Below are 21,047 nucleotides of genomic sequence, written 5' to 3' on the forward strand. Positions count from 1 at the left end.
AGCAGTACCCCCCACAGCCACCCCAGCCCCTCCCACGGCGGCAGCGCGACCACGCCGGCCCACCTCGGCCTGCCGATGGTCTACCTGGTCGACGACGAAGACATCGTGCGCGAGGCGCTGGCCTGGCTGCTGCGCTCGCGCCGGCTGCTGTCCGAAGGCTTCGCGAGCGCCGAGGCCTTCGAGACCATGCTTGCGCCGCGCCTGGCCGCAGCCACCTCCGCCGGCTGGCCGACGTCGCCGAGCTGCCTGGTGCTGGACGTGCGCATGCCCGGCACCAGCGGGCTGGCGCTGTTCGAGCGGCTGGCCGAGCGCGGCCTGCTGCAGGCGCTGCCGGTGATCTTTCTCACCGGCCATGGCGACGTGCCGACCGCGGTGGCCGCCGTCAAGCGCGGCGCGTTCGATTTCGTCGAGAAGCCGTTCTCGGACAACGCGCTGGTCGACCGCGTGGAGCAGGCACTCGCGCAGAGCACGCAGGCGATCCTGCGCCGGCGCGACCGCGTCACGCTCGAGCAGCACCTGGCCGAGCTGACCGAGCGCGAGCGCGAGGTGATGGAGCGCGTGATCGACGGCCGGCCCAACAAGCTGATCGCCGACGAGCTGAACATCAGCGTGCGCACGGTCGAGGTGCACCGGGCGCGGGTGTTCGAGAAGATGGACGTGAAGTCCGCGGTCGAGCTGGCCAACCGGATGCGCGAAACATAATGCCGGCAGGAGGGAGACGACGATGAGCATCCAGGGGTTGATCCGCGCGGTCGTGGCGGTGGTGGTCGTGCTGGTGGTGGTGGCGGGCTTCAGCAGCTGCGGCACGGTGGAGTCGGGCAACGTCGGCATCCGCACGACGCTCGGCAAGGTCAGCCCCGAAGAGGTCGAGCCGGGCATCTACCTGGGCCTGCCCGGCATCAGCCGGGTGCAGGAGTTCTCGGCCAAGGAGATCGGCCTCGACCTGAACGACCTGACGCCGAAGGCGCGCGACAACCTGTCGCTGCGCGACCTGGACGTGACGGTGTACTACCGCGTCATGCCCGGCTCGATCGCCGACCTGTACGTGAAGTACGCCGGCCAGCACACCCGCGACGAAGGCAGCCGCGTCTACCTGCCGGCCTATGCGCTGCTGCAGCGCCTGGCGCGCAACGCGATCTACCAGCAGGCCTCGCACATCGACAGCCTGGTGATGCACACGCAGCGCGAGGAGCTGGCGCTGGCGGTGCGCAAATCGCTGCAGGGCGAGCTCGACGCGAACGACAAGGGCGTGTTCCTGGTCACGCGCGTCGTGATCCGCTCGCTGACCACCGACCCGGCGATCGAGAAAGCGATCCAGGATTCGGTCGCAGCGCAGAAGCAGCTCGAGACGACCAAGCAGCGCATCGCGATCGCCGAGGCCGAGGCGCAGGTCGAGGTCAAGAAGGCCGAGGGCATCGCGCGCGCCAACCAGATCATCAACCAGAGCCTGACGCGCGAGTACCTGCAGCACGAGTCGAACCTGGCGCTGCAGAAGTTCGCCGAGAAGGGCGGCACGACCACCGTCGTGATCCCGGCGAACATGCAGACGGCGCCGCTCATCAGCATCGGCAAGTGAGCGCGGCGATGTCGGTGATCGGCGAATTCGACCTCATCGCGCGCTGGTTCACGCGGCCGGCGCGGCGCGCGGCGCTCGGCGTCGGCGACGACTGCGCGCTGCTGAACCTGACGCCCGGCATGCAGCTCGCCACCTCCAGCGACATGCTGGTCGAGGGCCGGCACTTCCTGTCGACGGTCGCGCCGGAGCGGCTCGGCCACAAGGCGTTGGCGGTCAACCTGAGCGACCTGGCGGCCTGCGGCGCGCAGCCGCTCGCGTTCACGCTGGCGCTGGCGCTGCCGCGCATCGACGAGGCCTTTCTCGACGGCTTCTCGCGCGGCCTGCTGGCACTGGCCGATGCGCACGGCTGCGAGCTGGTCGGCGGCGACACGACGCAGGGCCCGCTGAACCTGTGCATCACGGTGTTCGGCGAGCTGCCGCCCGGGCAGGCGCTGCTGCGCTCGGGCGCGCGCGACGGCGACGAGATCTGGGTCAGCGGCACGCTGGGCGATGCGCGGCTCGCGCTCGAGGTGTTCCGCGGCAGCATCGCGTTGGCCGGCGACGGCTTCGAGCGGGTGCGCGCCGCGATGGAGCTGCCGACGCCGCGCGTCGCGCTCGGCATCGCGCTGCGCGGCATCGCGACCAGCGCGATCGATGTCTCCGATGGGCTGCTCGGCGACCTCGGCCATATCCTGAAGCGCTCGAACGCGGGCGCCACGCTGCAGGCCGATGCCCTGCCGCGCAGCGCGGTGCTGGCCGCGCAGCCGCTCGCGCTGCAGCGCAACTGCACGCTGGCCGGCGGCGACGACTACGAGCTGGTGTTCACCGCGCCGCCCGCGCAGGCCGCGGCCGTGCTGGCAGCGGCACAGGCCGCCGGCGTCGCGGTGACGCGCATCGGCCGCATCGAGCCGGCCTCGCACGGCCTGCGACTGGTGGACGGCGATGGCGCGGCGGTCGGCCAGCGCTTCGCGGCCTTCGACCACTTCAAATCATGACGACGCCCACCGAGCCGCCCCTGCTTCAGCCGCTGCGCCCCGCCCCGCAGCGCGCCACGCTCGGCTTCATGTTCCGCCACCCGGCGCACGTCATCGCGCTCGGCTTCGGCAGCGGGCTGTCGCCGGTCGCGCCGGGCACGGTCGGCACGCTGTGGGCCTGGCTCGCGTTCGTCATCATGCAACCCCACCTGGGCGACCTGCAGTGGCTGCTGGTGCTGGCTGTCGGCACGCTGGTCGGCTGGTGGGCCTGCACGGTGACGGCGCGCAACCTGGGCATCGCCGACCCGGGCAGCATCGTCTGGGACGAGGTGCTCGCGTTCTGGGCCGTGCTGTGGCTGGTGACACCGGCCGGGTTGCTCGCGCAGGCGGTGGCCTTCGGCCTGTTCCGCTTCTTCGACGCGGTGAAGCCCGGCCCGGTCGCCTGGGCCGACGGCCTCTTCAAGCTGCGCCGCGGCCAGCCGATCGGCTGGGCGCAGGGTTTCGGCATCCTGTTCGACGACTTCGTGGCGGCGCTGTGCGCGCTGCTGGTGATCGCGCTGTGGAGGTTCCTGTGAACGAGTTCGAACCGGCCGTGCTGGCGCTGGCCCGCGTGCTGCGGCAGCGCGGCGGCTCGATCGCGACGGCCGAGTCCTGCACCGGCGGGCTGATCGCCGCGGCCTGCACCTCGGTCGCCGGCTCGAGCGACTGGTTCGAACGCGGCTTCGTGACCTACAGCAACGAGGCCAAGACGCAGATGCTGGGCGTGCCTGCCGCCTTGATTGCGCAGCACGGCGCCGTCAGCGAAGAGGTGGCACGCGCGATGGCCGAGGGCGCGCTGCGGCACTCGCCGGCGCGCTTCGCGGTCGCGGTGACCGGCATCGCCGGCCCGGGCGGCGCGGTGCCGGGCAAGCCGGTCGGCACGGTGTGGCTGGCCTGGGCGCTGCGTGACGGGCCGACCCAGGCCGAGCGGCTGCTGTTCGCCGGCGACCGCACGGCGGTGCGCGGGCAGACGGTGTCGCAGGCGCTGATGCGGCTGCTGCAGGCGGCGTCGTGAGCATCCTGCTGGCCGCCGATTTCGACGCGGCGGAGTGGGCTGCGTGGCTGCCGGCCTTGCAGCAGGCGCTGCCCGGCGAGACGCTGTGCCGCGGAGCCGATCGGCCCGATGGAGATGGTGTCGACATCGCGATCGTGGCCAACCCGCCGGTCGGTGCACTGCAGGGGCTGCCGCAGCTGAAGCTGGTGCAATCGCTGTGGGCCGGCGTCGACAAGCTGCTGCGCGACCCGACGTTGCCGACTGGCGTGCCGCTCGCCCGCATGGTCGATCCGGCGATGAATGCCGCAATGGCCGAAACCGCGCTGTGGGCGGCACTCGCGCTGCAGCGCGGCTTCTTCGACTACGCGCGGCAGCAGCGGGCCGGCGTGTGGCGCCAGCACGGCCAGCGGCGTGCTGGCGAGACCCAGGTCGCGGTGCTGGGACTCGGGCAGATGGGGCAGGCGGTGGCCGCGCGCCTGGCGCAGCAGGGCTTCGTCGTCAGCGGCTGGAGCAGCCGCAGCGGGCCGGTCGACGCGGTGCTGGGCGACGCCGACATCGTGATCAGCCTGCTGCCGTTGACGCCCACGACGACCGGCTTCTTCGACCGCGAACGGTTCGCGCAGATGCGCCGCGGCGCGAGCTTCGTGAACCTGGCGCGCGGCGCGCAGGTGGTCGAGGCGGACCTGCTGTCGGCGCTCGATGATGGCCAGTTGGCGCATGCCGTGCTCGACGTGTTCGCGACCGAACCGCTTCCGGCGGAACATCCGTTCTGGCAGCACCCGAAGGTGACCGTGCTGCCGCATGTGGCGGCCCAGACCGATCCGCGCAGCGCGGCGCAGGTGGTGGCGGCGAACATCCGGGCCCTGCGCAGCGGGAAGCCGCTGCAACACCTGGTTGACCGAACCCGCGGCTACTAGGCGCGCAGAACCAGCGACACCTTCGTGGCCGGCCCGCCGCGCACCGTGCCCGGTGCCGGCGCCGCCTGCTGCGTGACCTGCTGGATCACCATCAGCACCAGCCGGCGCAGCCCCTGCCAGGGCTCGAACGGCCAGTCGGGGTGCTTGAGCCCCTTGACCAGGCCGTCGCAGACCTGCGCCGCCTCGACCAGCTGCGACAGCCCGTCGTCGCTCAGCAGCGGCGCCGCGCGTTCGAACAGCCGCTCCTTCGTCCCCCAGACGCGCGCATCGCGCAGCGCAAGCGCGAGCGGCTTGCCGGCATTCATCGCATCTTTCACGCGGCGCAGCGCGAGGATGTCGTTGGCCAGCGTCCAGTGCACCAGCACCGCCGCCTCGCCCTCGGCCTCCAGCCCGTCGAGCATGCGCAGCGCCCGCCCGACCTGGCCCGCCAGCACCGCCTCGCCGAGCTTGAACACGTCGTAGCGCGCGACGTTCAGCACCGCCGACTCGATCTGCTCGAAGCCCAGCTCGCCCTGCGGGTACAGCAGCCCGAGCTTCTGCACCTCCTGGTGCGCAGCCAGCAGGTTGCCCTCGACGCGGTCGGCGAAGAACGCCAGCGTGTGCTGCCCGGCCTCGCCGTCCTGCACGCGCTGGCCCTGGGCCGCGAGCCGCTGCGCGATCCAGGCCGGCAGCGCGCGGCGCTCGATCGGATCGACCCGCAGCGTGACGCCGGCCGCGTCGAGCGCGACGAACCAGGCGCTGGTCTGCTGCGTGCGGTCGAGCTTGGGGCATTGCACCAGCGTGACCACGTCATCCGACAGCGTTTCGCAGTAGCGCTGCAGCGCCTGCGAGCCGTCCTTGCCGGGCTTGCCGGACGGGATGCGGATGTCGATCAGCTGCTTGTCGGCGAACAGGCTCAGCGCCTGCGAAGCCCCGAGCAGGCTGCTCCAGTCGAAGTGCGCGCCGGCGACGGTGTGCACCTGGCGCTCGGAGTGGCCGGCCGCCCGCGCGGCGGCGCGGATCAGGTCGGCGGCCTCCTGCGCGAGCAGGGGCTCATCGCCATGGATCGTGTAGATCCGCTTCAGGCCCTGGCGCAGGTGGGTGGAGAGTTGCTCAGCTCGCAGCTGCATCGTCGGGACAGTGTTCAGTAGGACGGATCAAAGCGACTGGACCGACGCCAGCCGGCGCAGCACCTGCGAGGCGATGTCGGTTTCCATCGCGCGGTAGAGCAGCGTCTCTTCGTGCTCCTTCGCGAGCGCGATGCTCTCGTTGTAGGTCATGTCGCGTGCCAGCAGGATCTCGCTGGCCGGGATCAGCTCCTTGCCCATCGGCGTGCGCAGCCGGAAGCTGAAGCGCGAGCGCAGCTGCACTTCGAGCACCTGGCCGGCGGTGCCGGACGACACGACGCCCTTCTCGCGCACGTCGTCCAGCGACTCGAGCACCACCTCGGCCTGCGACGCGGCCTCGACGACGCGCGTCGCATTGACCGACTGCAGCGCGCGGCGCAGGTCGCCGGCCAGCGGCGACTGCGGCCTGAAGCCGACCAGCTGGATGGCCTTGAAGTGCAGCTCCGGCGCGCGGCGCAGCTCGAAGCCGCAGCCGGCCAGCGCAGCGGCGAAGGACAGCACGAACGTGCGGCGCTGCATCGCCACGCTCAGACCACCACGTTGACCAGGCGGCCCGGCACCACGATCACCTTCTTCGGCGGCTTGCCCTCCGAGAACTTGACGAAGTCCGGGCTCGCGACGGCGGCGGCCTCGATCGCAGCCTTGTCGGCACCGGCCGCCACGGTGATCGCACCGCGCGTCTTGCCGTTGACCTGCAGCACCAGCTCGATCTCGTCCTGCACCAGCGCGGCCTCGTCGACCTGCGGCCACGGCGCATCGAGCAGGTCGCCCAGGCCCTTGGCGTAGCCCAGGTCGGTCCACAGCGTCCAGGTGATGTGCGGGCAGGCCGGGTACAGCGCGCGCAGCAGGATGCCGAAGCCCTCTCTCACGACGGCCGGCGCATTGCCGGTGAAGCCTTCGAGCGCCTTCAGCAGCTTCATCGCACCAGAGGCCACGGTGTTGTATTGCATGCGCTCGTAGTCGTAGCTGATCTGGCGCAGCTGCGTGTGCACCTCGCGGCGCAGCGCCTGCGCGTCCTTCGGCACGGCGCCCGAGATCTCGCCGCCGCCGATGATCGCGTCGGCGTACTTCGCGGCGAAGGCCCACACACGGCGCAGGAAGCGGTTGGCGCCCTCGACGCCCTGGTCGTTCCATTCGAGCGTCTGCTCCGGCGGCGACGCGAACATCACGAACAGCCGCGCGGTGTCGGCGCCGAACTTCTCGATCAGGTCCTGCGGGTCGACGCCGTTGTTCTTGGACTTGGACATCGTCGTCCAGCCCTCGTAGACGACCGGCTTGCCGGTCGCCTTGTCGACGGCCGACAGCACGTGCGCATGGTCGTCGCGCTCGATCTCGAGGTCGTGCGCCCAGAAGTAGTCCTTGCCGGCGCCTTCGTGCGTGACCGAGAAGGCCTCGTTCAGCACCATGCCCTGCGTCAGCAGCCTGGTGAACGGCTCGTCGACCTTCACCAGGTGCAGGTCGCGCATCACCTTGGTCCAGAAGCGCGCGTACAGCAGGTGCAGGATCGCGTGCTCGATGCCGCCGATGTACTGATCCATCGGCATCCAGTACTGCGTGCCGGCGCCGACCATCGCCTTGTCGTTCGATGCGTCGCAGTAGCGCATGAAGTACCACGAGCTGTCGACGAAGGTGTCCATCGTGTCGGTCTCGCGGCGCGCCGGCTTGCCGCAGGTCGGGCAGGCGACGTTCAGGAAATCGGCGCGCTTGTTCAGCGGGTTGCCGCTGCCGTCGGGCACGACGTCTTCGGGCAGCACGACCGGCAGGTCCTTCTCGGGCACCGGCACCGCGCCGTGTTCATCGCAATGGATGATCGGGATCGGCGTGCCCCAGTAGCGCTGGCGGCTGACGCCCCAGTCGCGCAGGCGCCAGGTCGTCTTCTTCTCGCCGAGGCCCTTGTGGGCCAGCGCCGCGGCCACCGCATCGACCGCCTTCGCGTGGTCGAGCCCGCTGAAGTTGTCGGAGTTGATCGTGATGCCGCGCTGCTTGTCGCCGTACCACTCCTGCCAGTGGTCGTAGCTGAAATGCTCGCCGTCGATCGTGACGACCTGCAGGATGCCCAGGCCGTACTTCTTCGCGAACGCGAAATCGCGCTCGTCGTGCGCCGGCACGCCCATCACCGCGCCGTCGCCGTAACTCATCAGCACGTAGTTGCCGACCCACACCGGCACGTCCTCGCCGGTGATCGGGTGCTGCACGACCAAGCCGGTCGGCACGCCCTTCTTCTCTTGCGTGGCCAGCTCGGCCTCGGTGGTGCCGCCGGCCTTGGTCTCTTCGATGAACGCGGCCACGGCCGGGTTCGATGCCGCGGCGTGGGTTGCCAGCGGGTGCTCGGGCGCGACCGCGCAGAAGGTCACGCCCATGATGGTGTCGGCGCGCGTCGTGAAGACGTACAGCCGGCCGGCGCCGATCGGCTGGCCGTCTGCGCCGGCGATGCGGTGCGGGAACGCGAAGCGCACGCCCTCGCTGCGGCCGATCCAGTTCTCCTGCATCAGCTTGACGCGCTCGGGCCAGCCCGGCAGCTGCTCCTGCACGTAGTCGAGCAGCTCGCCGGCGTACTTCGTGATGTTCAGGTAGTAGCCGGGGATCTCGCGCTTCTCGACCGGGGCGCCGGAGCGCCAGCCCTTGCCGTCGATCACCTGTTCGTTGGCGAGCACGGTGTGGTCGACCGGATCCCAGTTGACGACCTGGGTGCGGCGCTCGGCGATGCCGGCCTTCAGCATCTTCAGGAACAGCCACTGGTTCCAGCGGTAGTAGGCCGGCGAGCAGGTCGCGATCTCGCGGCTCCAGTCGATGGCCAGGCCCATGGCCTGCATCTGCCGCTTCATGTAGGCGATGTTGTCGTAGGTCCACTTGGCCGGCGGCACCTTGTTCTTGATCGCCGCGTTCTCGGCCGGCAGGCCGAAGGCATCCCAGCCCATCGGCATCAGGACGTTCATCCCCTTCATGCGCAGCTGGCGCGTCAACATGTCGTTGATCGTGTAGTTGCGCACATGGCCCATGTGCAGCTTGCCGCTCGGGTACGGCAGCATCGAGCAGGCGTAGAACTTGGGCTTGCTGGCGTCTTCCGTGACACGGTAGGCGTCGGCAGCGGTCCACGCGGCCTGGGCGGCGCGTTCGATCTCGGTGGGCTTGAAGTCGGGAGTCATCGTTACGGCGCCGTGGGTGGCTCGGGGGGCGAGGGGCGATTATAGGAAGCGCCCCCGGAACAGGCCGGTATGTTCGTCTTGGAATCATTCGAGGCGAGAAGCCACTCAGCCCGGGACGACCCCTGATTCCCCAACTCCGTCAACCTCGCGAAGCAGTCACCCCATGAATACGATGAGCCCGATCACCCCCCGCCCCGTGTCCGGCTCGACCCTCGACGCCGAGGCCAGTACGTTGAAGCGACGCCCCGACAACGCCGAGCTGGCGCAGAAACTGCTGGCGGCCCGCCGCGAGGCCCGGCTGGCGAGCCCGGTCGCCTCTGAACAGCTCAAAGCCTTTTGCGCCGAGCTGGACCTCCTCAAGGACAAGCTTGCGACAGCGATCCGCGAACCCGGCCACCCACAGGAATGGGGAGCCCTGCTCGACGCCGTGCGCAGCAGCATCCCGGTCGAGCATGGTAGTCTCGGTTTGGCCTTCGCGAAGGCGATGGCGCTTGCGGAGGAATCTACCGCGAAGGGCGATCGGCCGACCTACCTGCTCGGCCTGCGCCGCCTGTGGACCGCCTTCTCGATGCTGCAGCTGACGCTGTCTCTCTGACGTTGCCTACGCCCGGTCCGCCTCGGCCTGCTTCAGCCAGTCGAGGAACCAGCGCGCCGCCGGCCCCGGCGGTGCATCCTTGCGGTGCACCGAGCGCATCGCGAACGACGGCGGGTTGAACGGCAGGCCCTCCACCTCCAGCGTCACCAGGCTGCCCTGGGCCAGGTCAGCCTCGACCTGCGGGCGCGGCATGTGCCCCCAGCCGAAGCCGGCGCGCAGGAACGCGTGCTTGGTGCTCAGGTCGGCCAGCCGCCAGGTGATCGGCGAGACCACGCCGTAATCGCGCCCGGCCGTCATGCGCGAGCGGTCGGTCAGCACCAGCTGCACATGCTGCTCGATCACCGCGCGCGGGATCGGCCCGTCGTGCGACGCGAGCGGGTGCGTCGGCGCCACCACCGTGACGGCGGCCACGTCGAGCAGCGGATGCGATTCGAGCGTGTCGGGCACCTCGGGCAGGCTGCCGATCACCGCGATGCGGCATTGCCCGTCGAGCACCGGCTGCAGGATCGCGCCCATCGCATCCACATGCAGCCGCAGCGGCGTGCCGGGGAACTCGTGGCGGAACGCACCGACCGCCTGGGTCAGCCAGTCCATCGGAAACAGCGCATCCATCGCGACCGACAGCTCCGGCTCGAGCCCGTCGGACAGGCTCTTGGCACGTGCCTTGAAGCCGTCGACGCCACGCGCGACGATGCGCGCGTCGGCCAGCAGCGCACGGCCTTCGTCGGTCAGCGTCGGCAGGCGGCCGCTGCGGTCGAACAGCGTCACGCCGATCTGGCGCTCCAGCTGCGCGATCGCCTGGCTCACCACCGACTGGGTGCGGTGCAGCTTGCGCGCCGCACCGGAGAAGCTACCTCGTTCGACGCAGGCGATGAAGATCTTCAGCTGGTCGAAGGTGACGGGGTCACGCATTTTTGTTCGGTGGCAACGAGATGTAGTACTGACCCAGTTCGGTCAGCTGGCCGTCGGCACCGAGCAGGCTGGTGTAGTGGGTGTCTTTCGCCCAGCGGCCGGTGAACCATGCATAGCGATAGACGTCGGCGCGGGCCTCGAGCATCGCGACCATTTTCTCCATCTGCTGCTTCTGCTCCTTCACGGTGTCGATCTGAACGGTGTCGCCGTCTCCGTCGTGCCAGTTCGCGAACTCGGTGACCCAGAACGGCTTGCCGTACTTCTTCATTTCGTCGAGCTTGGCCTCCAGCCCGTAGTCGTACCAGTGGTAGCCGATGTAGTCGATGACCGGATCGCGACCGCCGTTGGCGGCGCGGTAGGCCGCGTGGAACGCATCCATCCAACCCACGGGCGTCGTGTAGCCCTCCAGGGTGCCGTAGGTGATCTGCGGGCCGACCAGCTTCACGCCGGTGTCCGCGGCGACCTTCTCGTAGCGCGGCCACAGTGCAGCGGCCGCCTGCGGCGTCATCGTCGCCTGCCCCTTCAGGTTCGGCTCGTTCAGCAGCAGCAGGTGCGTGACTGCCGGGTGCGCCTTCAGCCAGGTCGTGACGGTGGTCGCATCGAAGTCGCCACTCCACAGCATCGGGACGTAGTCCATGCCGTAGGCGGCGACCGGATCGGCCGGCGTGTTGGCATCGGGCTGCGAGTTCCAGCCATACCACCAGCTGACGCCGGGAGCGAGCGCCGCCATGTCGGCCCGGCTCTTCAGGTCATAGGCGATGCCGCGCTTGAAGCTCTTGTTGCTCGCCGGGGCGGGTGCCGGGGATGGCGAAGGCGCGGGACTCGGGGCAGGTGACGGTGCCGGCGAAGGTGCGGGGGAAGGCGACGGCGCGGGAGAAGGAGCCGGTGAAGGCGAGGGAGAGGGCGCGGGAGCCGGTGGCGTGCCGCCCACCGGTGCCGGGGACGGCGAGGAATCGCTGCTGCCGCCGCAGGCGGCCAGCGCCGCGGTGGCCGCGGACGCGAGCGTCGCGCCAATCAGGCGCCGGCGCAGCCGGCTGTCGAGGTCATGGTGATCGGTCATCGAAAACTTTCGCTTTTTCAACGGTGCAGGCAGGCGGTCGCCCATGGGGACTGCGGGTTGCAGTTCGCATGCCACTGCCGCCCGACCCCAAAGTGGAACCGTTTATCACTTGCATCTGACGCAAACCGTCGATGCACAGACCAAACTTTGTCGGGCACCTCGTTCCACGCCGACGCAATGCGCATCCCTCTTCGGAGGGTGGTGTATTTCAGGGAACTTTCGCGACCGAGTCGCGCCACACGAAAGTCGGCTCGAAGATGTGGGTCACCGGCAGCGTGCTGCCGTAGCACGCGTTCAACAGATAGCGCGACGCGTTCGACACCACGTCCTGGATCGGGATGCGCACGCAGGTGAGGCGCGGGTTGCTGTACGACGCCGGCTCGGAATCGTCGTAGCCGACCACCGACACCTGCTCGGGCACGCGCAGGCCGGCGTGCTGCAGCCGCGAGATCGCCGCGATCGCCATCACGTCGTTCGCACCGAACAGTCCGGTGAACGGCACGCCGCGCTCCAGCAGCTGCGTGGCCGCGCGCCAGCCGCTTTCGGAGCTGAAGTCGCCCTCGACCTGCGGCACCGTCTCGCGCGCGATGCCATGCGCCGCCAGCTCGGCATAGAAGCCTGCCAGGCGCGCCTCGTTGTCGGGTGCGGAGTTGGGCCCCGAGATCACCGCGATCTGCCGGTGCCCGCGGCTCAGCAGCGCCTGCGCCGCGAGCTGCCCGCCGACATGGTGGTCGGCCGAGAAGCACTGCGCCTCGAGCGTCGGCACCAGGCGGTTCAGCACCGCCAGGCGCGGCTGCAGCCGGTGCAGCGCGAGCAGGTCCTCGTCGAGCAGCTCATTGCTCTGCAGCATCAGGCCGTCGCATTCGCGCTGGATCAGGAACGCGGTGCCGTCCAGCGCCTGCTGGCGGCGGTCGCCGTGGCCGCAGCCGTTGGCGGCCACCATGTGGCGGTCGAACTCGCGCAGCTCGGCGTCCATGGTCTGCAGGATGCGGCCGAAGAACGGGCCGCTGAAATCGGGCACGAAGACACCGATCATGCCGAGCGTGCGCGACGACAGTGCCCGCGCGAGGCTCGACGGCCGGAAGCCGAGCTGGCGCACCGCGCCCTGCACCCGCTCCACCGCCGCCGGCGACGCCGAGCCGCGGCCGGAGATCACGCGCGAGGCGGTGCCGACCCCCACACCCGCCAGCCGCGCCACGTCCTTGATGGTTGCCATTCGTCGCCCGTGAAAGAACCTTCACCCGAACCGGGAATCATAGGGACCGCCCGCAATCATGCTGTGCGCCCTGTTCCTTTACCCATCCGACCGGGTTTTCCCCAATGTTGAATGACCGCAGAGGTGCTGAAATGCGTTCCGCTCTTTGGAACCGGTTCCAATTGGGCTGGCATTGTAGTGCCTGGACGATCCGTCAAGTCAAGCAGCAGTAGCGAAAGGTGTGGAGTGAGCAAGAATTCGGCGAAGTACAGTGCAGAGCAGTTGGAGATTCCCAAGGATTCCAGGCTCTGGTCGCCTGATTTTCTTTTTGGTACCGCCACGGCGTCTTATCAGATCGAAGGCGCCATCCATGAAGACGGACGGATTCCGTCGATCTGGGATACCTATTCGAACACCCCCGGCATGGTATTGAACGGGGACACCGGCGAGTTTGCCTGCGACCATTACCACCGCTGGCCGGAAGACCTGGAAATCATCGAGGAACTGGGCGTGCAGGCGTATCGCCTGTCGATCGCCTGGCCGCGCGTGATGGACGCGAACAACCAGCCCAACCCGAAGGGCCTTGCGTTCTACAAGCGGCTGCTGGAAGCGCTGAAGGCCAAGGGCATCCAGACCTACGTGACGCTCTACCACTGGGACCTGCCGCAGTGGATCGAGGACCGCGGCGGCTGGACCAACCGCGAGGTGGTCTACCACTTTGCCGAGTACGCCGAACTGGTGAGCCGCGAGTTCAAGGGGCTGGTGACGGCCTGGGCCACGCTGAACGAGCCGTGGTGCTCGGCCTTCCTCGGCTACGCCGCCGGCCGCCATGCGCCGGGCCGCCAGAACCTGCGCTACGCGACGCAGGCAATGCACCACCTGCTGCTGGCGCACGGCACCGCGGTGGCGATCCTGCGCCGCAACGACCCGGGTTCGCAGGTCGGCATCGTCGCCAACGTCGGTGCCGCGGTGTCCGAAACGCCGTCGCCGCAGGACCAGGACGCCGCCTATCTGTTCGAGGTGCAGCACAACAACTGGGTGCTCGATCCGCTGCTGAAGGGCAGCTACCCGGCCGACCTGTGGCGGCTGTGGCCCGGCGCCGAGCCGCTGGTGCTCGAGGGCGACCTGCAGACGATTGCCGCGCCACTCGATTTCCTCGGCATCAACTATTACTTCCGAACCCAGGTCAAGAGCGACGGCCGGCACGGTTTCATCGAGACCGAAATGCCCGGCGTGGAGCGCACGCAAATGGGCTGGGAGGTGTATCCACAGGGTTTGGCCCGCTTGCTGAAGGGTTTCCACGCGAATTACAAGAACCTGCCGCCGATCTACATCACCGAGAATGGCATGGCGTCGGACGACAAGGTCGTCGACGGCCGTGTCACCGACCCGTCGCGCATCAGTTTCATCAGCCGCCACCTGCTGGCGGTGGACGACGCGATGCGCCACGGCGTGGATATTCGCGGGTATTTCATCTGGTCGCTGCTCGACAATTTCGAATGGGCGTATGGGTATGAGCGCCGCTTCGGCATCGTCCACGTCGACTACGACACCCAGGCGCGCACCTGGAAGGACAGCGGCCGCGTCGTCCAGGCGTTCATGAAGGCGAGACAGTCCCAGGTTTGATCGAGGCGTCTCAGCGTTCACCGATTCACCCGGGAAGCCGGGTTGTTCACCCCCAATGAGCCGGAGTGCTCGAGTTTCACCACAGGAGACAGACATGGCGTTTCAATTGAAGGCAGTTCTCGCCGGCATGGTCGTGGGCTTCGGCGCACTCGGCGCCGCCCAGGCCCAGGTCAAGGCCGAGGTGATCCACTGGTGGACCTCGGGCGGCGAATCGGCCGCCATCAAGGAGTTCGCGAACGCCTACAAGGCGGCCGGCGGCACCTGGGTCGACAGCGCCGTGGCCGGTGCCGACAACGCGCGCGCCGCGGCCATCAACCGCATCGTCGGCGGCAACCCGCCGACCGCCGCGCAGTTCAACACCTCGAAGCAGTTCCACGACATCGTCGCCGAAGGCAAGCTGGCCGACCTGGACGACGTCGCGGCGAAGGAGAACTGGGACAAGATCCTGCCGCAGCCGGTGCTGAACACCGTCAAGGTGAAGGGCCACTACTACGCCGTGCCGGTCAACGTGCACATGCCCGCCTGGTTCTGGTACTCCAAGTCCGCCTTCGCGAAGGCCGGCATCAAGGACGAGCCGAAGACCATCGACGAGTTCTTCGCCGCGCTCGACAAGCTGAAGGCCGCCGGCCTGGTGCCGCTGGCGCTGGGTGGCCAGTCGTGGCAGGAGCGCATCACCTTCAACGCGGTGCTGGCACACGTCGGCGGCCCGGAGATGTTCCTGAAGTTCTACCGCGACAAGGACAGCGCGCTGGTCACCGGCGAGCCGTTCAAGAAGGTGCTCGCCACCTTCAAGCGCCTGCACAACTACGTCGACGCCGGCTCGCCGGGCCGCAACTGGAACGACGCGACCGCGATGGTGATCTCCGGCAAGGCCGGCGTGCAGATCATGGGCGACTGGGCCAAGGGCGAGTTCCAGGCGGCCAACCAGACGGCCGGCAAGGAATTCGGCTGCTTCCCGGGCTTCGGTCCGAAGTCGCCGTACATCGTCGCCGGCGACGTGTTCGTGTTCCCGAAGACGACCAATCCCGAGGCCATCAAGGCGCAGAAGCTGCTAGCGACGACGATGACCTCGCCGGCCGCGCAGGTCGCCTTCAACAACAAGAAGGGCTCGATCCCGATCCGCACCGACGTCGACACCTCGAAGATGGACATCTGCGCGCAAGCCGGCGTGGCCATCATGAAGGACGCCTCGCGCCAGCTGCCGGATTCGGAAATGCTCGCGACGCCCGACACCATCGGCGCCGTGCAGGACGTGCTGACCAAGCTGTGGAACACCAACCAGTCGGTCGACGACGCCGCGAAGGCCTTGGCCGTTGCGCTGAAGACCTGACCCTCCGGGTCGGGCGGCCTGGATGTAATTCCCACGGTGGGCTGCGGCCCACCCTTTTTTTGTCTACCCTTGCCGCCTTGGCAGGGCTTTGAGGAATCCACGATGGACGTCGGGCGCAGCCGACTGCGGCAACACTGGTCGGTCTACGCGGCATTGCTGCCGATGGCCGCCACGGTGCTGTTCGCCTACATCGGCACGGTGCTGTGGTCGGTGCGCATCTCGTTGAGCAACTCGCGCACCTTCCCGAGCGACAGCTTCGTGGGCCTCGCGCAGTACGAGCGGCTTTTCACCAGCGAGCGCTGGATGGTCTCGGTGCACAACGTGCTGATCTTCGGCGTGCTGTTCATCGTCGCGTGCCTGGTGATCGGCTTCCTGCTGGCGGTCTTCATCGACCAGAAGGTGGCCGGCGAGAGCGTGCTGCGCACCGTCTTCCTCTACCCGTATGCGATGAGCTTCGTCGCGACCGGGCTCGTGTGGCAGTGGATCCTGAACCCCGAGCTCGGCCTGCAGACGACGGTGCGCGGCTGGGGCTTCGAGAATTTCAGCTTCGACTGGATCGTCAGCCAGGACAAGGTGATCTACACGGTGGTGATCGCCGCGGTGTGGCAGGCCTCGGGGCTGGTGATGGCGCTGATGCTGGCCGGGTTGCGCGGCGTCGACGAGGAGATGTGGAAGGCCGCGCGCATCGACGGCATTCCGCGCTGGCGCGTCTACGCGAGCATCGTGCTGCCTCAGCTCGGGCCGTCGTTCGCGACCGCGCTGGTGCTGCTGTCGGTCGGCGTCGTGAAGGTCTACGACGCGGTGATCGCGATGACCCAGGGCGGCCCCGGCATCGCGAGCGAGGTGCCGGCGAAGTTCATCATGGACTACCTGTTCGGCCGCGCCAACATCGGCCTCGCGTCGGCCGCGAGCACGGTGATGCTGCTGACGGTGCTGGCCGTGATCACACCGTGGATGTACGCGCGCAGCCGCTCCAACCGCAACGCCCGGGAAGCTTGATGTCCACGCCTTCTTCCGCCCTCCCGATCACCGCCGCGCCCGTGCGCTCGAAGCGCCCGTCGCGCGTCACGCCGGCGCGCATCGGCGTCTACGCCTTCCTGCTGACCGCTGCCGCGTTCTTCCTGCTGCCGCTGTACGTGATGCTGATCACCTCGGTGAAGCCGATGGCCGAGATCCGGCTCGGCAACCTGTTCGCGCTGCCCGGCGACTGGACCATCGAGCCGTGGATTGCGGCCTGGTCGCAGGCCTGCACCGGCCTCGACTGCAGCGGCATCCAGGTCGGCTTCTGGAACTCGGTGAAGATCGTGCTGCCGAGCACGGTGATCTCGATCTTCTTCGGTGCGCTGAACGGCTATGCGCTGTCGTTCTGGCGCGCGCGCGGCGCGAACCTGCTGTTCGGCGTGCTGATGATCGGCGCCTTCGTGCCCTACCAGGTGGTGATGTTCCCGCTGGTGCGCGCGTTCGCGGCGGCCGGCATCTTCAGCAGCCTGCCGGGCATCGTGCTGATCCACACGATCTTCGGCATGCCGGTGATGACGCTGCTGTTCCGCAACTACTACGCGTCGGTGCCGGGCGAGCTGTTCAAGGCGGCGCGCATCGATGGCGGCGGCTTCTTCCGGATCTTCTTCCAGCTGATGCTGCCGATGGCGACGCCGATCATCATCGTCGCGGTGATCATGCAGGTGACGGCGATCTGGAACGACTTCATCCTCGGGCTGGTGTTCGCCGGGCGCGACAACCTGCCGATGACGGTGCAGCTCAACAACGTGATCAACACGACCACCGGCGAGCGCCTGTACAACGTGAACATGGCGGCCACCGTGCTCACCTCGCTGGTTCCGCTGGCCATCTATCTCATTTCAGGCCGCTGGTTCGTGCGCGGCATTGCGGCTGGTGCCGTGAAGGGTTGATCCGTGTCTGCCATTCCTGTGAATTCATCCGTCGACCTGCCGTCTTCATCGTCCACCGCGACCCCGGTGCCGCATGTGGCGTCGGCGAACGTCGACATCCGCCAGCTCGAGATCCGCCTCGGGGGCGTGCCGATCATTGCCGCGATGGACCTGCATGTGCAGGCCGGCGAGTTCCTGGTGCTGCTCGGGCCGTCGGGCTGCGGCAAGTCGACGCTGCTGCATTCGATCGCCGGGCTGCTGGACGTGCATGCCGGCAGCATCGAGATCGGTGGGCGCGACGTGACCTGGGCCGACCCGAAGGACCGCTCGATCGGCATGGTGTTCCAGTCGTACGCGCTGTACCCGACGATGAGCGTCGAGCGGAACATGTCGTTCGGGCTGCGCGTGAACGGCACCCCGAAGGCCGAGATCGAGAAGCGCGTGGCACGCGCCGCCGAGATCCTGCACCTGCAGGAACTGCTGAAGCGCAAGCCCTCGCAGCTGTCGGGCGGGCAGCGCCAGCGGGTCGCGATCGGGCGCGCGCTGGTGCGCGACGTCGGCGTGTTCCTGTTCGACGAGCCGCTGTCGAACCTCGACGCGAAGCTGCGCGCCGAGCTGCGCCGCGAGCTGAAGCAGCTGCACAAGAACATCGGCACGACGATGGTCTACGTGACGCACGACCAGGTCGAGGCGATGACGCTCGCGACGCGCATCGCGGTGATGAACAAGGGCCGCATCCAGCAGATCGGCGCGCCGGGCGAGATCTACAACCGGCCGGCCAACGTGTTCGTGGCCGGCTTCCTCGGCTCGCCGAGCATGAACTTCGCCGAAGGCACGCTGCAGGTGGCGGGCGGCGCGGTGACGTTCAAGCGCACGGGGCTCTCGGTCGACGTGACGCGCTATGCGTTCGCGCAGGCGCCGCGCGACGGGCAGGCGGTGCTGCTGGGCATCCGCCCGGAAGACATCGCGCTGCACCTGGACGGCGCGGCCGCCGGCGACGGCAGCGGCACGGTCGCGCTGGTGGAACCGATGGGTGCGCAGACCATCGTCTGGATGGACGTGCAAGGCCAGCAGGTCAGCGCGATGCTGAGCGGGCACGCGGAGCCGGCGGTGGGCGCGCAGGCGCCGTTCCGGATCGCGGCGGAGAAGGTGTCGCTGTTCGATCCGGGGTCGCAGGAGCGGCTCTGAGGACTTCGCGGTCGCTAGAAATCTGGCGAGGGGCCTGCGGCCGAGTAGCGCGCAATTCTGCAGAGAGTAAGGAGCCGGCGCCAGCGACGCATCACTAGCATCGCGCGACGCGCCCGGGCTGTTGGCGCCTTTTCAACCGACCCCAGGAGCCCCTCATGGCATGTCTCTTTGCCGCGCGCAACGGGCGACCCTCCACAAGCGTCGCAAGCCGATCAGGCCGCCAACGCCTACGGCAGAGCCTGGGGATCGGGCACCCAGACTTCTTGTGAAATGGCGTGCAGCCAGTATCGGCCTGTCGGCCTGCCACTCGCCTACTAGGAGGCCCCTCGTGAAACGAAAGCCTGTCGTCTGGAGTGTGGTTCTGGTAGTTGCATTGATTGCAGGAAGCCATTGGCTATGGCGCACGCTGCAGATCGATTCATGCCTGGACAGCGGCGGGCGTTGGAATTACCAGCAATCTGCCTGCGAGTCGACTTGAACGACTGCGGACCAGTCTGCGCGCTCAGCGCTCCACCACCCCACCATTCACGAACACCTTCAACTCCCCCGGCTCAAACGCCCGCCACGCTTCATCGGCGGTCAACGGCTCGGTGACGACCACTGCGACGCGATCGGCCGTCGTCGTCAGCTCGGCGAAGTCGACGCTCATGTCCTCGTCCTGCAGCCTTGCCTTGCGGAACGGGTGCTCCCGCACCAGCCAGCTCAGCTTCGTCGAGCAGTGCGCCCACAGCGCCTGGCCGTTGCTCAGCATGAAGTTGAAGCTGCCGTGCGCCGCGATGCGCGGCACCAGTTCGGCCAGCGTGGCCGTCAGCTCGCCGACCGGCGGCAGGTCGGCATGCGCCTTCGCGAGTTCCTGCATCAACCAGCAGAACGCGCGCTCGCTGTCGGTGCTGCCCACCGGGCGGAACGCCGCATGCAGCCGCGGCTGGTAGTTCTTCAGGTCGCCGTTGTGCGCGAACACCCAGTAGCGGCCCCACAGCTCGCGCACGAATGGGTGCGTGTTCTCCAGCGCCACCACGCCCTGCGTGGCCTTGCGGATGTGGGCGATGACGTTGTGGCTGCGGATCGGGTAGTGCCGGACCATCTCGGCCACCGGCGACAGCCTCGCGCTCTGCGCATCGACAAACAGCCGTGTGCCCGCGCCTTCGAAGAACGCGATGCCGAAGCCGTCCTTGTGCTCCTCGGCACGGGTCGAGAACCCCGTGAAGCTGAACATCAGGTCGGTCGGGGTGTTGGCGTTCATGCCCAGCAACTGGCACATTGCGTCGCTACTCCAGGAACAGGCGCTTGACGCCCCTCAGGCTCAGCAGGGTACCTGGATTGCTGGTTTCGTTCAGCACACCGCTCATGCGCTCGCGCAGCCGCGCACTGCGCTGCGCGCGCCAGATCACCAGGTCGGCCAGCCACGGGTGGGCGTTGATGCCGTTCGCCCGCTCGTACAACGCGAAGCGCGGCTGCAGCGCGCGCAACGCCGACTCGTAGCGGGCGCGCACGGCATCGTCGTCGGTGCGCCGGCCGGCCAGCACGGCCTCGGCCGCCAGCAGGCCGGTCTCCATCGCCTTGCCGATGCCTTCGCCGGTGAACGAGTAGGTGCTGCCGGCCGCCTCGCCGGTCACCAGCAGGCCGGGACGCGAGAACACCGCGCCCTTCAGCGTGCAGCGCAGCGGCGCGCCCTTCAGCGGGCCCTGCAGCTCGCCGCCGGCCAGCAGCTCGCGGGCCGGCTCGTAGAACTCGCAGAAGCTCGCGAACATCTGCCGCAGGTTCACGTCGAGCTTGTTGTGGCGGCCGTCGGCCGCGCTGCGGTGGCTGTTCGCGACGCCGACGCCGACATTGAACACGCCGTCGCGGCACGGAAAGATCCAGCCGTAGCCGGGGCGCAGCCGGCGGTCCCACACGACGTCGAGCGCACGCAGCCGATCGGCCATCGCCGGATTGCGGATGTAGGTGCGCATCGCGATGCCACTGGGCGCCTGGCGCTCGCACACACCCGCGGCGATCAGCGCCTGCGGCACCGCACCGGTGGCCAGCAACACCCAGCGGGCACGGATCTCGCGCTTGACGCTGCCATGGCCCACGGTCGCGCCATCGACGCGGCCCGCCGCATCGTGCAGCAGGCCCTCGAAGTGGACCGGGGCGAACATCTTCGCGCCGGCGAGTGCGGCCGAGCGGCACAGGATCTGGTCGAGTTCGCGGCGCGGCAGCACCGCCAGCGTGCCGGGCACGTCGACGCGCCCGCCGCGCGGCCCGATGCAGCCGACGTGCTGCGCCGGCTGGGCCAGCGCCATCACCTCGTCGAGCACGCCGAGCCGCGCCAGGGCCGCGTGCGCATCGGGGATCAAGCCGTCGCCGCACACCTTGTCGCGCGGGAAGCGGTGCTGGTCGACCAGCACCACGTCGACGCCGGCCCGCGCCAGCCATAGCGCCGCCGCGCTGCCGGCCGGGCCCGCCCCGACGACGAGCACCTCGCAACGTTCGGGCAGGTCGGTCAGCGGGAGGTTCTGGATCGGAGACATCGGGCGGA

20 protein-coding genes are annotated in these 21,047 nt (G+C 68.8%); 12 read left to right on the forward strand and 8 right to left on the reverse strand.

The genetic code is table 11. The features are described from left to right. Positions 1 to 75 precede the first annotated feature (75 nt). From BUE42_RS10645 to BUE42_RS10670, 6 genes are read left to right on the forward strand one after another with little or no spacing between them, the layout of a single operon-like run. Entirely contained in the window at positions 76 to 702 is a 627-nt protein-coding gene (locus BUE42_RS10645; protein WP_073465212.1) for a response regulator transcription factor, read from the forward strand. Between the two features lie 22 nt (positions 703 to 724). Continuing rightward, entirely contained in the window at positions 725 to 1,576 is an 852-nt protein-coding gene (locus BUE42_RS10650; protein WP_073465082.1) for an SPFH domain-containing protein, read from the forward strand. A 17-nt stretch (positions 1,577 to 1,593) separates the two neighbouring features. Continuing rightward, the gene (thiL, locus tag BUE42_RS10655) at positions 1,594 to 2,550 is read left to right on the forward strand and encodes a thiamine-phosphate kinase (protein WP_073465213.1); all 957 of its coding nucleotides are present in this window, start codon (positions 1,594 to 1,596) and stop codon (positions 2,548 to 2,550) included. Then, positions 2,547 to 3,104, forward strand: coding sequence for a phosphatidylglycerophosphatase A family protein (locus tag BUE42_RS33715; RefSeq protein ID WP_235002247.1), 558 nt, complete (start codon positions 2,547 to 2,549; stop codon positions 3,102 to 3,104). Before thiL ends, BUE42_RS33715 begins: the two co-directional genes overlap by 4 nt. Then, complete coding sequence (locus BUE42_RS33720) at positions 3,101 to 3,583, forward strand: CinA family protein (protein ID WP_073465083.1); 483 nt, start codon at positions 3,101 to 3,103, stop codon at positions 3,581 to 3,583. Before BUE42_RS33715 ends, BUE42_RS33720 begins: the two co-directional genes overlap by 4 nt. Continuing rightward, positions 3,580 to 4,479: a 2-hydroxyacid dehydrogenase gene (locus tag BUE42_RS10670; RefSeq protein WP_073465084.1), complete on the forward strand. Its 900-nt coding sequence runs from the start codon at positions 3,580 to 3,582 to the stop codon at positions 4,477 to 4,479. The genes BUE42_RS33720 and BUE42_RS10670 overlap by 4 nt, the downstream gene beginning before the upstream one ends. On the opposite strand, the gene holA is transcribed toward BUE42_RS10670, so the two are convergent. Genes holA through leuS form a run of 3 tightly spaced genes read right to left on the reverse strand, consistent with a single transcriptional unit; the run spans position 4,476 to position 8,731 of the window. Continuing rightward, a complete protein-coding gene (gene holA, locus BUE42_RS10675; protein WP_073465085.1) occupies positions 4,476 to 5,588 on the reverse strand; it encodes a DNA polymerase III subunit delta in 1,113 nt (370 codons plus the stop codon). The genes BUE42_RS10670 and holA overlap by 4 nt on opposite strands. A 27-nt stretch (positions 5,589 to 5,615) precedes the next feature. Then, complete coding sequence (gene lptE / locus BUE42_RS10680; RefSeq protein ID WP_073465215.1) at positions 5,616 to 6,104, reverse strand: LPS-assembly lipoprotein LptE; 489 nt, start codon at positions 6,102 to 6,104, stop codon at positions 5,616 to 5,618. Positions 6,105 to 6,112: 8 nt separating this feature from the next. Continuing rightward, positions 6,113 to 8,731 (reverse strand): leucine--tRNA ligase, encoded by a 2,619-nt coding sequence (leuS, locus tag BUE42_RS10685; protein ID WP_073465086.1) that lies wholly within the window; start codon positions 8,729 to 8,731, stop codon positions 6,113 to 6,115. A gap of 163 nt (positions 8,732 to 8,894) precedes the next feature. Between leuS and BUE42_RS10690 the strand changes: the two genes are divergently transcribed. Next, a complete protein-coding gene (locus BUE42_RS10690) occupies positions 8,895 to 9,326 on the forward strand; it encodes a hypothetical protein (RefSeq protein ID WP_073465087.1) in 432 nt (143 codons plus the stop codon). 6 nt (positions 9,327 to 9,332) lie between these two features. Here the strand turns inward: BUE42_RS10690 and BUE42_RS10695 are convergent, their stop codons facing one another. The 3 genes from BUE42_RS10695 to BUE42_RS10705 all read right to left on the reverse strand — a co-directional run bounded on the left by BUE42_RS10695 (position 9,333) and on the right by BUE42_RS10705 (position 12,514). Next, positions 9,333 to 10,238: a LysR family transcriptional regulator gene (locus tag BUE42_RS10695; protein WP_073465088.1), complete on the reverse strand. Its 906-nt coding sequence runs from the start codon at positions 10,236 to 10,238 to the stop codon at positions 9,333 to 9,335. Continuing rightward, on the reverse strand, positions 10,231 to 11,298 hold the full coding sequence (locus BUE42_RS10700) for a glycosyl hydrolase (RefSeq protein ID WP_083614058.1): 1,068 nt from the start codon (positions 11,296 to 11,298) through the stop codon (positions 10,231 to 10,233). The genes BUE42_RS10695 and BUE42_RS10700 overlap by 8 nt, the downstream gene beginning before the upstream one ends. A 208-nt stretch (positions 11,299 to 11,506) precedes the next feature. Further along, positions 11,507 to 12,514 (reverse strand): LacI family DNA-binding transcriptional regulator, encoded by a 1,008-nt coding sequence (locus BUE42_RS10705; protein ID WP_073465089.1) that lies wholly within the window; start codon positions 12,512 to 12,514, stop codon positions 11,507 to 11,509. 225 nt (positions 12,515 to 12,739) lie between these two features. On the opposite strand from BUE42_RS10705, the gene BUE42_RS10710 reads away from it, so the two are divergent. From BUE42_RS10710 to BUE42_RS10730, 5 genes are all read left to right on the forward strand, one after another. Further along, the gene (locus BUE42_RS10710; protein WP_235002249.1) at positions 12,740 to 14,119 is read left to right on the forward strand and encodes a GH1 family beta-glucosidase; all 1,380 of its coding nucleotides are present in this window, start codon (positions 12,740 to 12,742) and stop codon (positions 14,117 to 14,119) included. A 94-nt stretch (positions 14,120 to 14,213) separates the two neighbouring features. Further along, positions 14,214 to 15,449: an ABC transporter substrate-binding protein gene (locus BUE42_RS10715; protein ID WP_073465091.1), complete on the forward strand. Its 1,236-nt coding sequence runs from the start codon at positions 14,214 to 14,216 to the stop codon at positions 15,447 to 15,449. A 102-nt stretch (positions 15,450 to 15,551) separates the two neighbouring features. Beyond that, a complete protein-coding gene (locus tag BUE42_RS10720; protein ID WP_073465092.1) occupies positions 15,552 to 16,448 on the forward strand; it encodes a carbohydrate ABC transporter permease in 897 nt (298 codons plus the stop codon). After that, positions 16,448 to 17,359, forward strand: coding sequence for a carbohydrate ABC transporter permease (locus tag BUE42_RS10725; protein ID WP_073465093.1), 912 nt, complete (start codon positions 16,448 to 16,450; stop codon positions 17,357 to 17,359). The genes BUE42_RS10720 and BUE42_RS10725 overlap by 1 nt, the downstream gene beginning before the upstream one ends. Positions 17,360 to 17,362: 3 nt before the next feature. Then, the gene (locus BUE42_RS10730; protein WP_143171426.1) at positions 17,363 to 18,526 is read left to right on the forward strand and encodes an ABC transporter ATP-binding protein; all 1,164 of its coding nucleotides are present in this window, start codon (positions 17,363 to 17,365) and stop codon (positions 18,524 to 18,526) included. A 502-nt stretch (positions 18,527 to 19,028) separates the two neighbouring features. On the opposite strand, the gene BUE42_RS10735 is transcribed toward BUE42_RS10730, so the two are convergent. Together BUE42_RS10735 and BUE42_RS10740 are read right to left on the reverse strand one after the other, a co-directional pair. Then, positions 19,029 to 19,787 (reverse strand): class II glutamine amidotransferase, encoded by a 759-nt coding sequence (locus BUE42_RS10735; RefSeq protein ID WP_073465094.1) that lies wholly within the window; start codon positions 19,785 to 19,787, stop codon positions 19,029 to 19,031. Between the two features lie 7 nt (positions 19,788 to 19,794). Continuing rightward, entirely contained in the window at positions 19,795 to 21,039 is a 1,245-nt protein-coding gene (locus tag BUE42_RS10740) for an NAD(P)/FAD-dependent oxidoreductase (RefSeq protein ID WP_073465095.1), read from the reverse strand. Positions 21,040 to 21,047 lie beyond the last annotated feature (8 nt).

Source organism: Rhizobacter sp. OV335, from assembly GCF_900142965.1.
In the GTDB taxonomy this organism is placed as follows: Bacteria; Pseudomonadota; Gammaproteobacteria; order Burkholderiales; family Burkholderiaceae_C; genus Rhizobacter.

What these genes read in the sequence shown, in the direction of transcription:
- BUE42_RS10645 (WP_073465212.1), top strand. Translation starts at nt 76, where the DNA reads ATGGTCTACCTGGTCGACGACGAAGACATCGTGCGCGAGGCGCTGGCC.
- BUE42_RS10650 (WP_073465082.1), top strand. Translation starts at nt 725, where the DNA reads ATGAGCATCCAGGGGTTGATCCGCGCGGTCGTGGCGGTGGTGGTCGTG.
- BUE42_RS33715 (WP_235002247.1), top strand. Translation starts at nt 2,547, where the DNA reads ATGACGACGCCCACCGAGCCGCCCCTGCTTCAGCCGCTGCGCCCCGCC.
- holA (WP_073465085.1), bottom strand. Translation starts at nt 5,588, where the DNA reads ATGCAGCTGCGAGCTGAGCAACTCTCCACCCACCTGCGCCAGGGCCTG.
- lptE (WP_073465215.1), bottom strand. Translation starts at nt 6,104, where the DNA reads ATGCAGCGCCGCACGTTCGTGCTGTCCTTCGCCGCTGCGCTGGCCGGC.
- leuS (WP_073465086.1), bottom strand. Translation starts at nt 8,731, where the DNA reads ATGACTCCCGACTTCAAGCCCACCGAGATCGAACGCGCCGCCCAGGCC.
- BUE42_RS10690 (WP_073465087.1), top strand. Translation starts at nt 8,895, where the DNA reads ATGAATACGATGAGCCCGATCACCCCCCGCCCCGTGTCCGGCTCGACC.
- BUE42_RS10695 (WP_073465088.1), bottom strand. Translation starts at nt 10,238, where the DNA reads ATGCGTGACCCCGTCACCTTCGACCAGCTGAAGATCTTCATCGCCTGC.
- BUE42_RS10700 (WP_083614058.1), bottom strand. Translation starts at nt 11,298, where the DNA reads ATGACCGATCACCATGACCTCGACAGCCGGCTGCGCCGGCGCCTGATT.
- BUE42_RS10705 (WP_073465089.1), bottom strand. Translation starts at nt 12,514, where the DNA reads ATGGCAACCATCAAGGACGTGGCGCGGCTGGCGGGTGTGGGGGTCGGC.
- BUE42_RS10715 (WP_073465091.1), top strand. Translation starts at nt 14,214, where the DNA reads ATGGCGTTTCAATTGAAGGCAGTTCTCGCCGGCATGGTCGTGGGCTTC.
- BUE42_RS10720 (WP_073465092.1), top strand. Translation starts at nt 15,552, where the DNA reads ATGGACGTCGGGCGCAGCCGACTGCGGCAACACTGGTCGGTCTACGCG.
- BUE42_RS10725 (WP_073465093.1), top strand. Translation starts at nt 16,448, where the DNA reads ATGTCCACGCCTTCTTCCGCCCTCCCGATCACCGCCGCGCCCGTGCGC.
- BUE42_RS10735 (WP_073465094.1), bottom strand. Translation starts at nt 19,787, where the DNA reads ATGTGCCAGTTGCTGGGCATGAACGCCAACACCCCGACCGACCTGATG.
- BUE42_RS10740 (WP_073465095.1), bottom strand. Translation starts at nt 21,039, where the DNA reads ATGTCTCCGATCCAGAACCTCCCGCTGACCGACCTGCCCGAACGTTGC.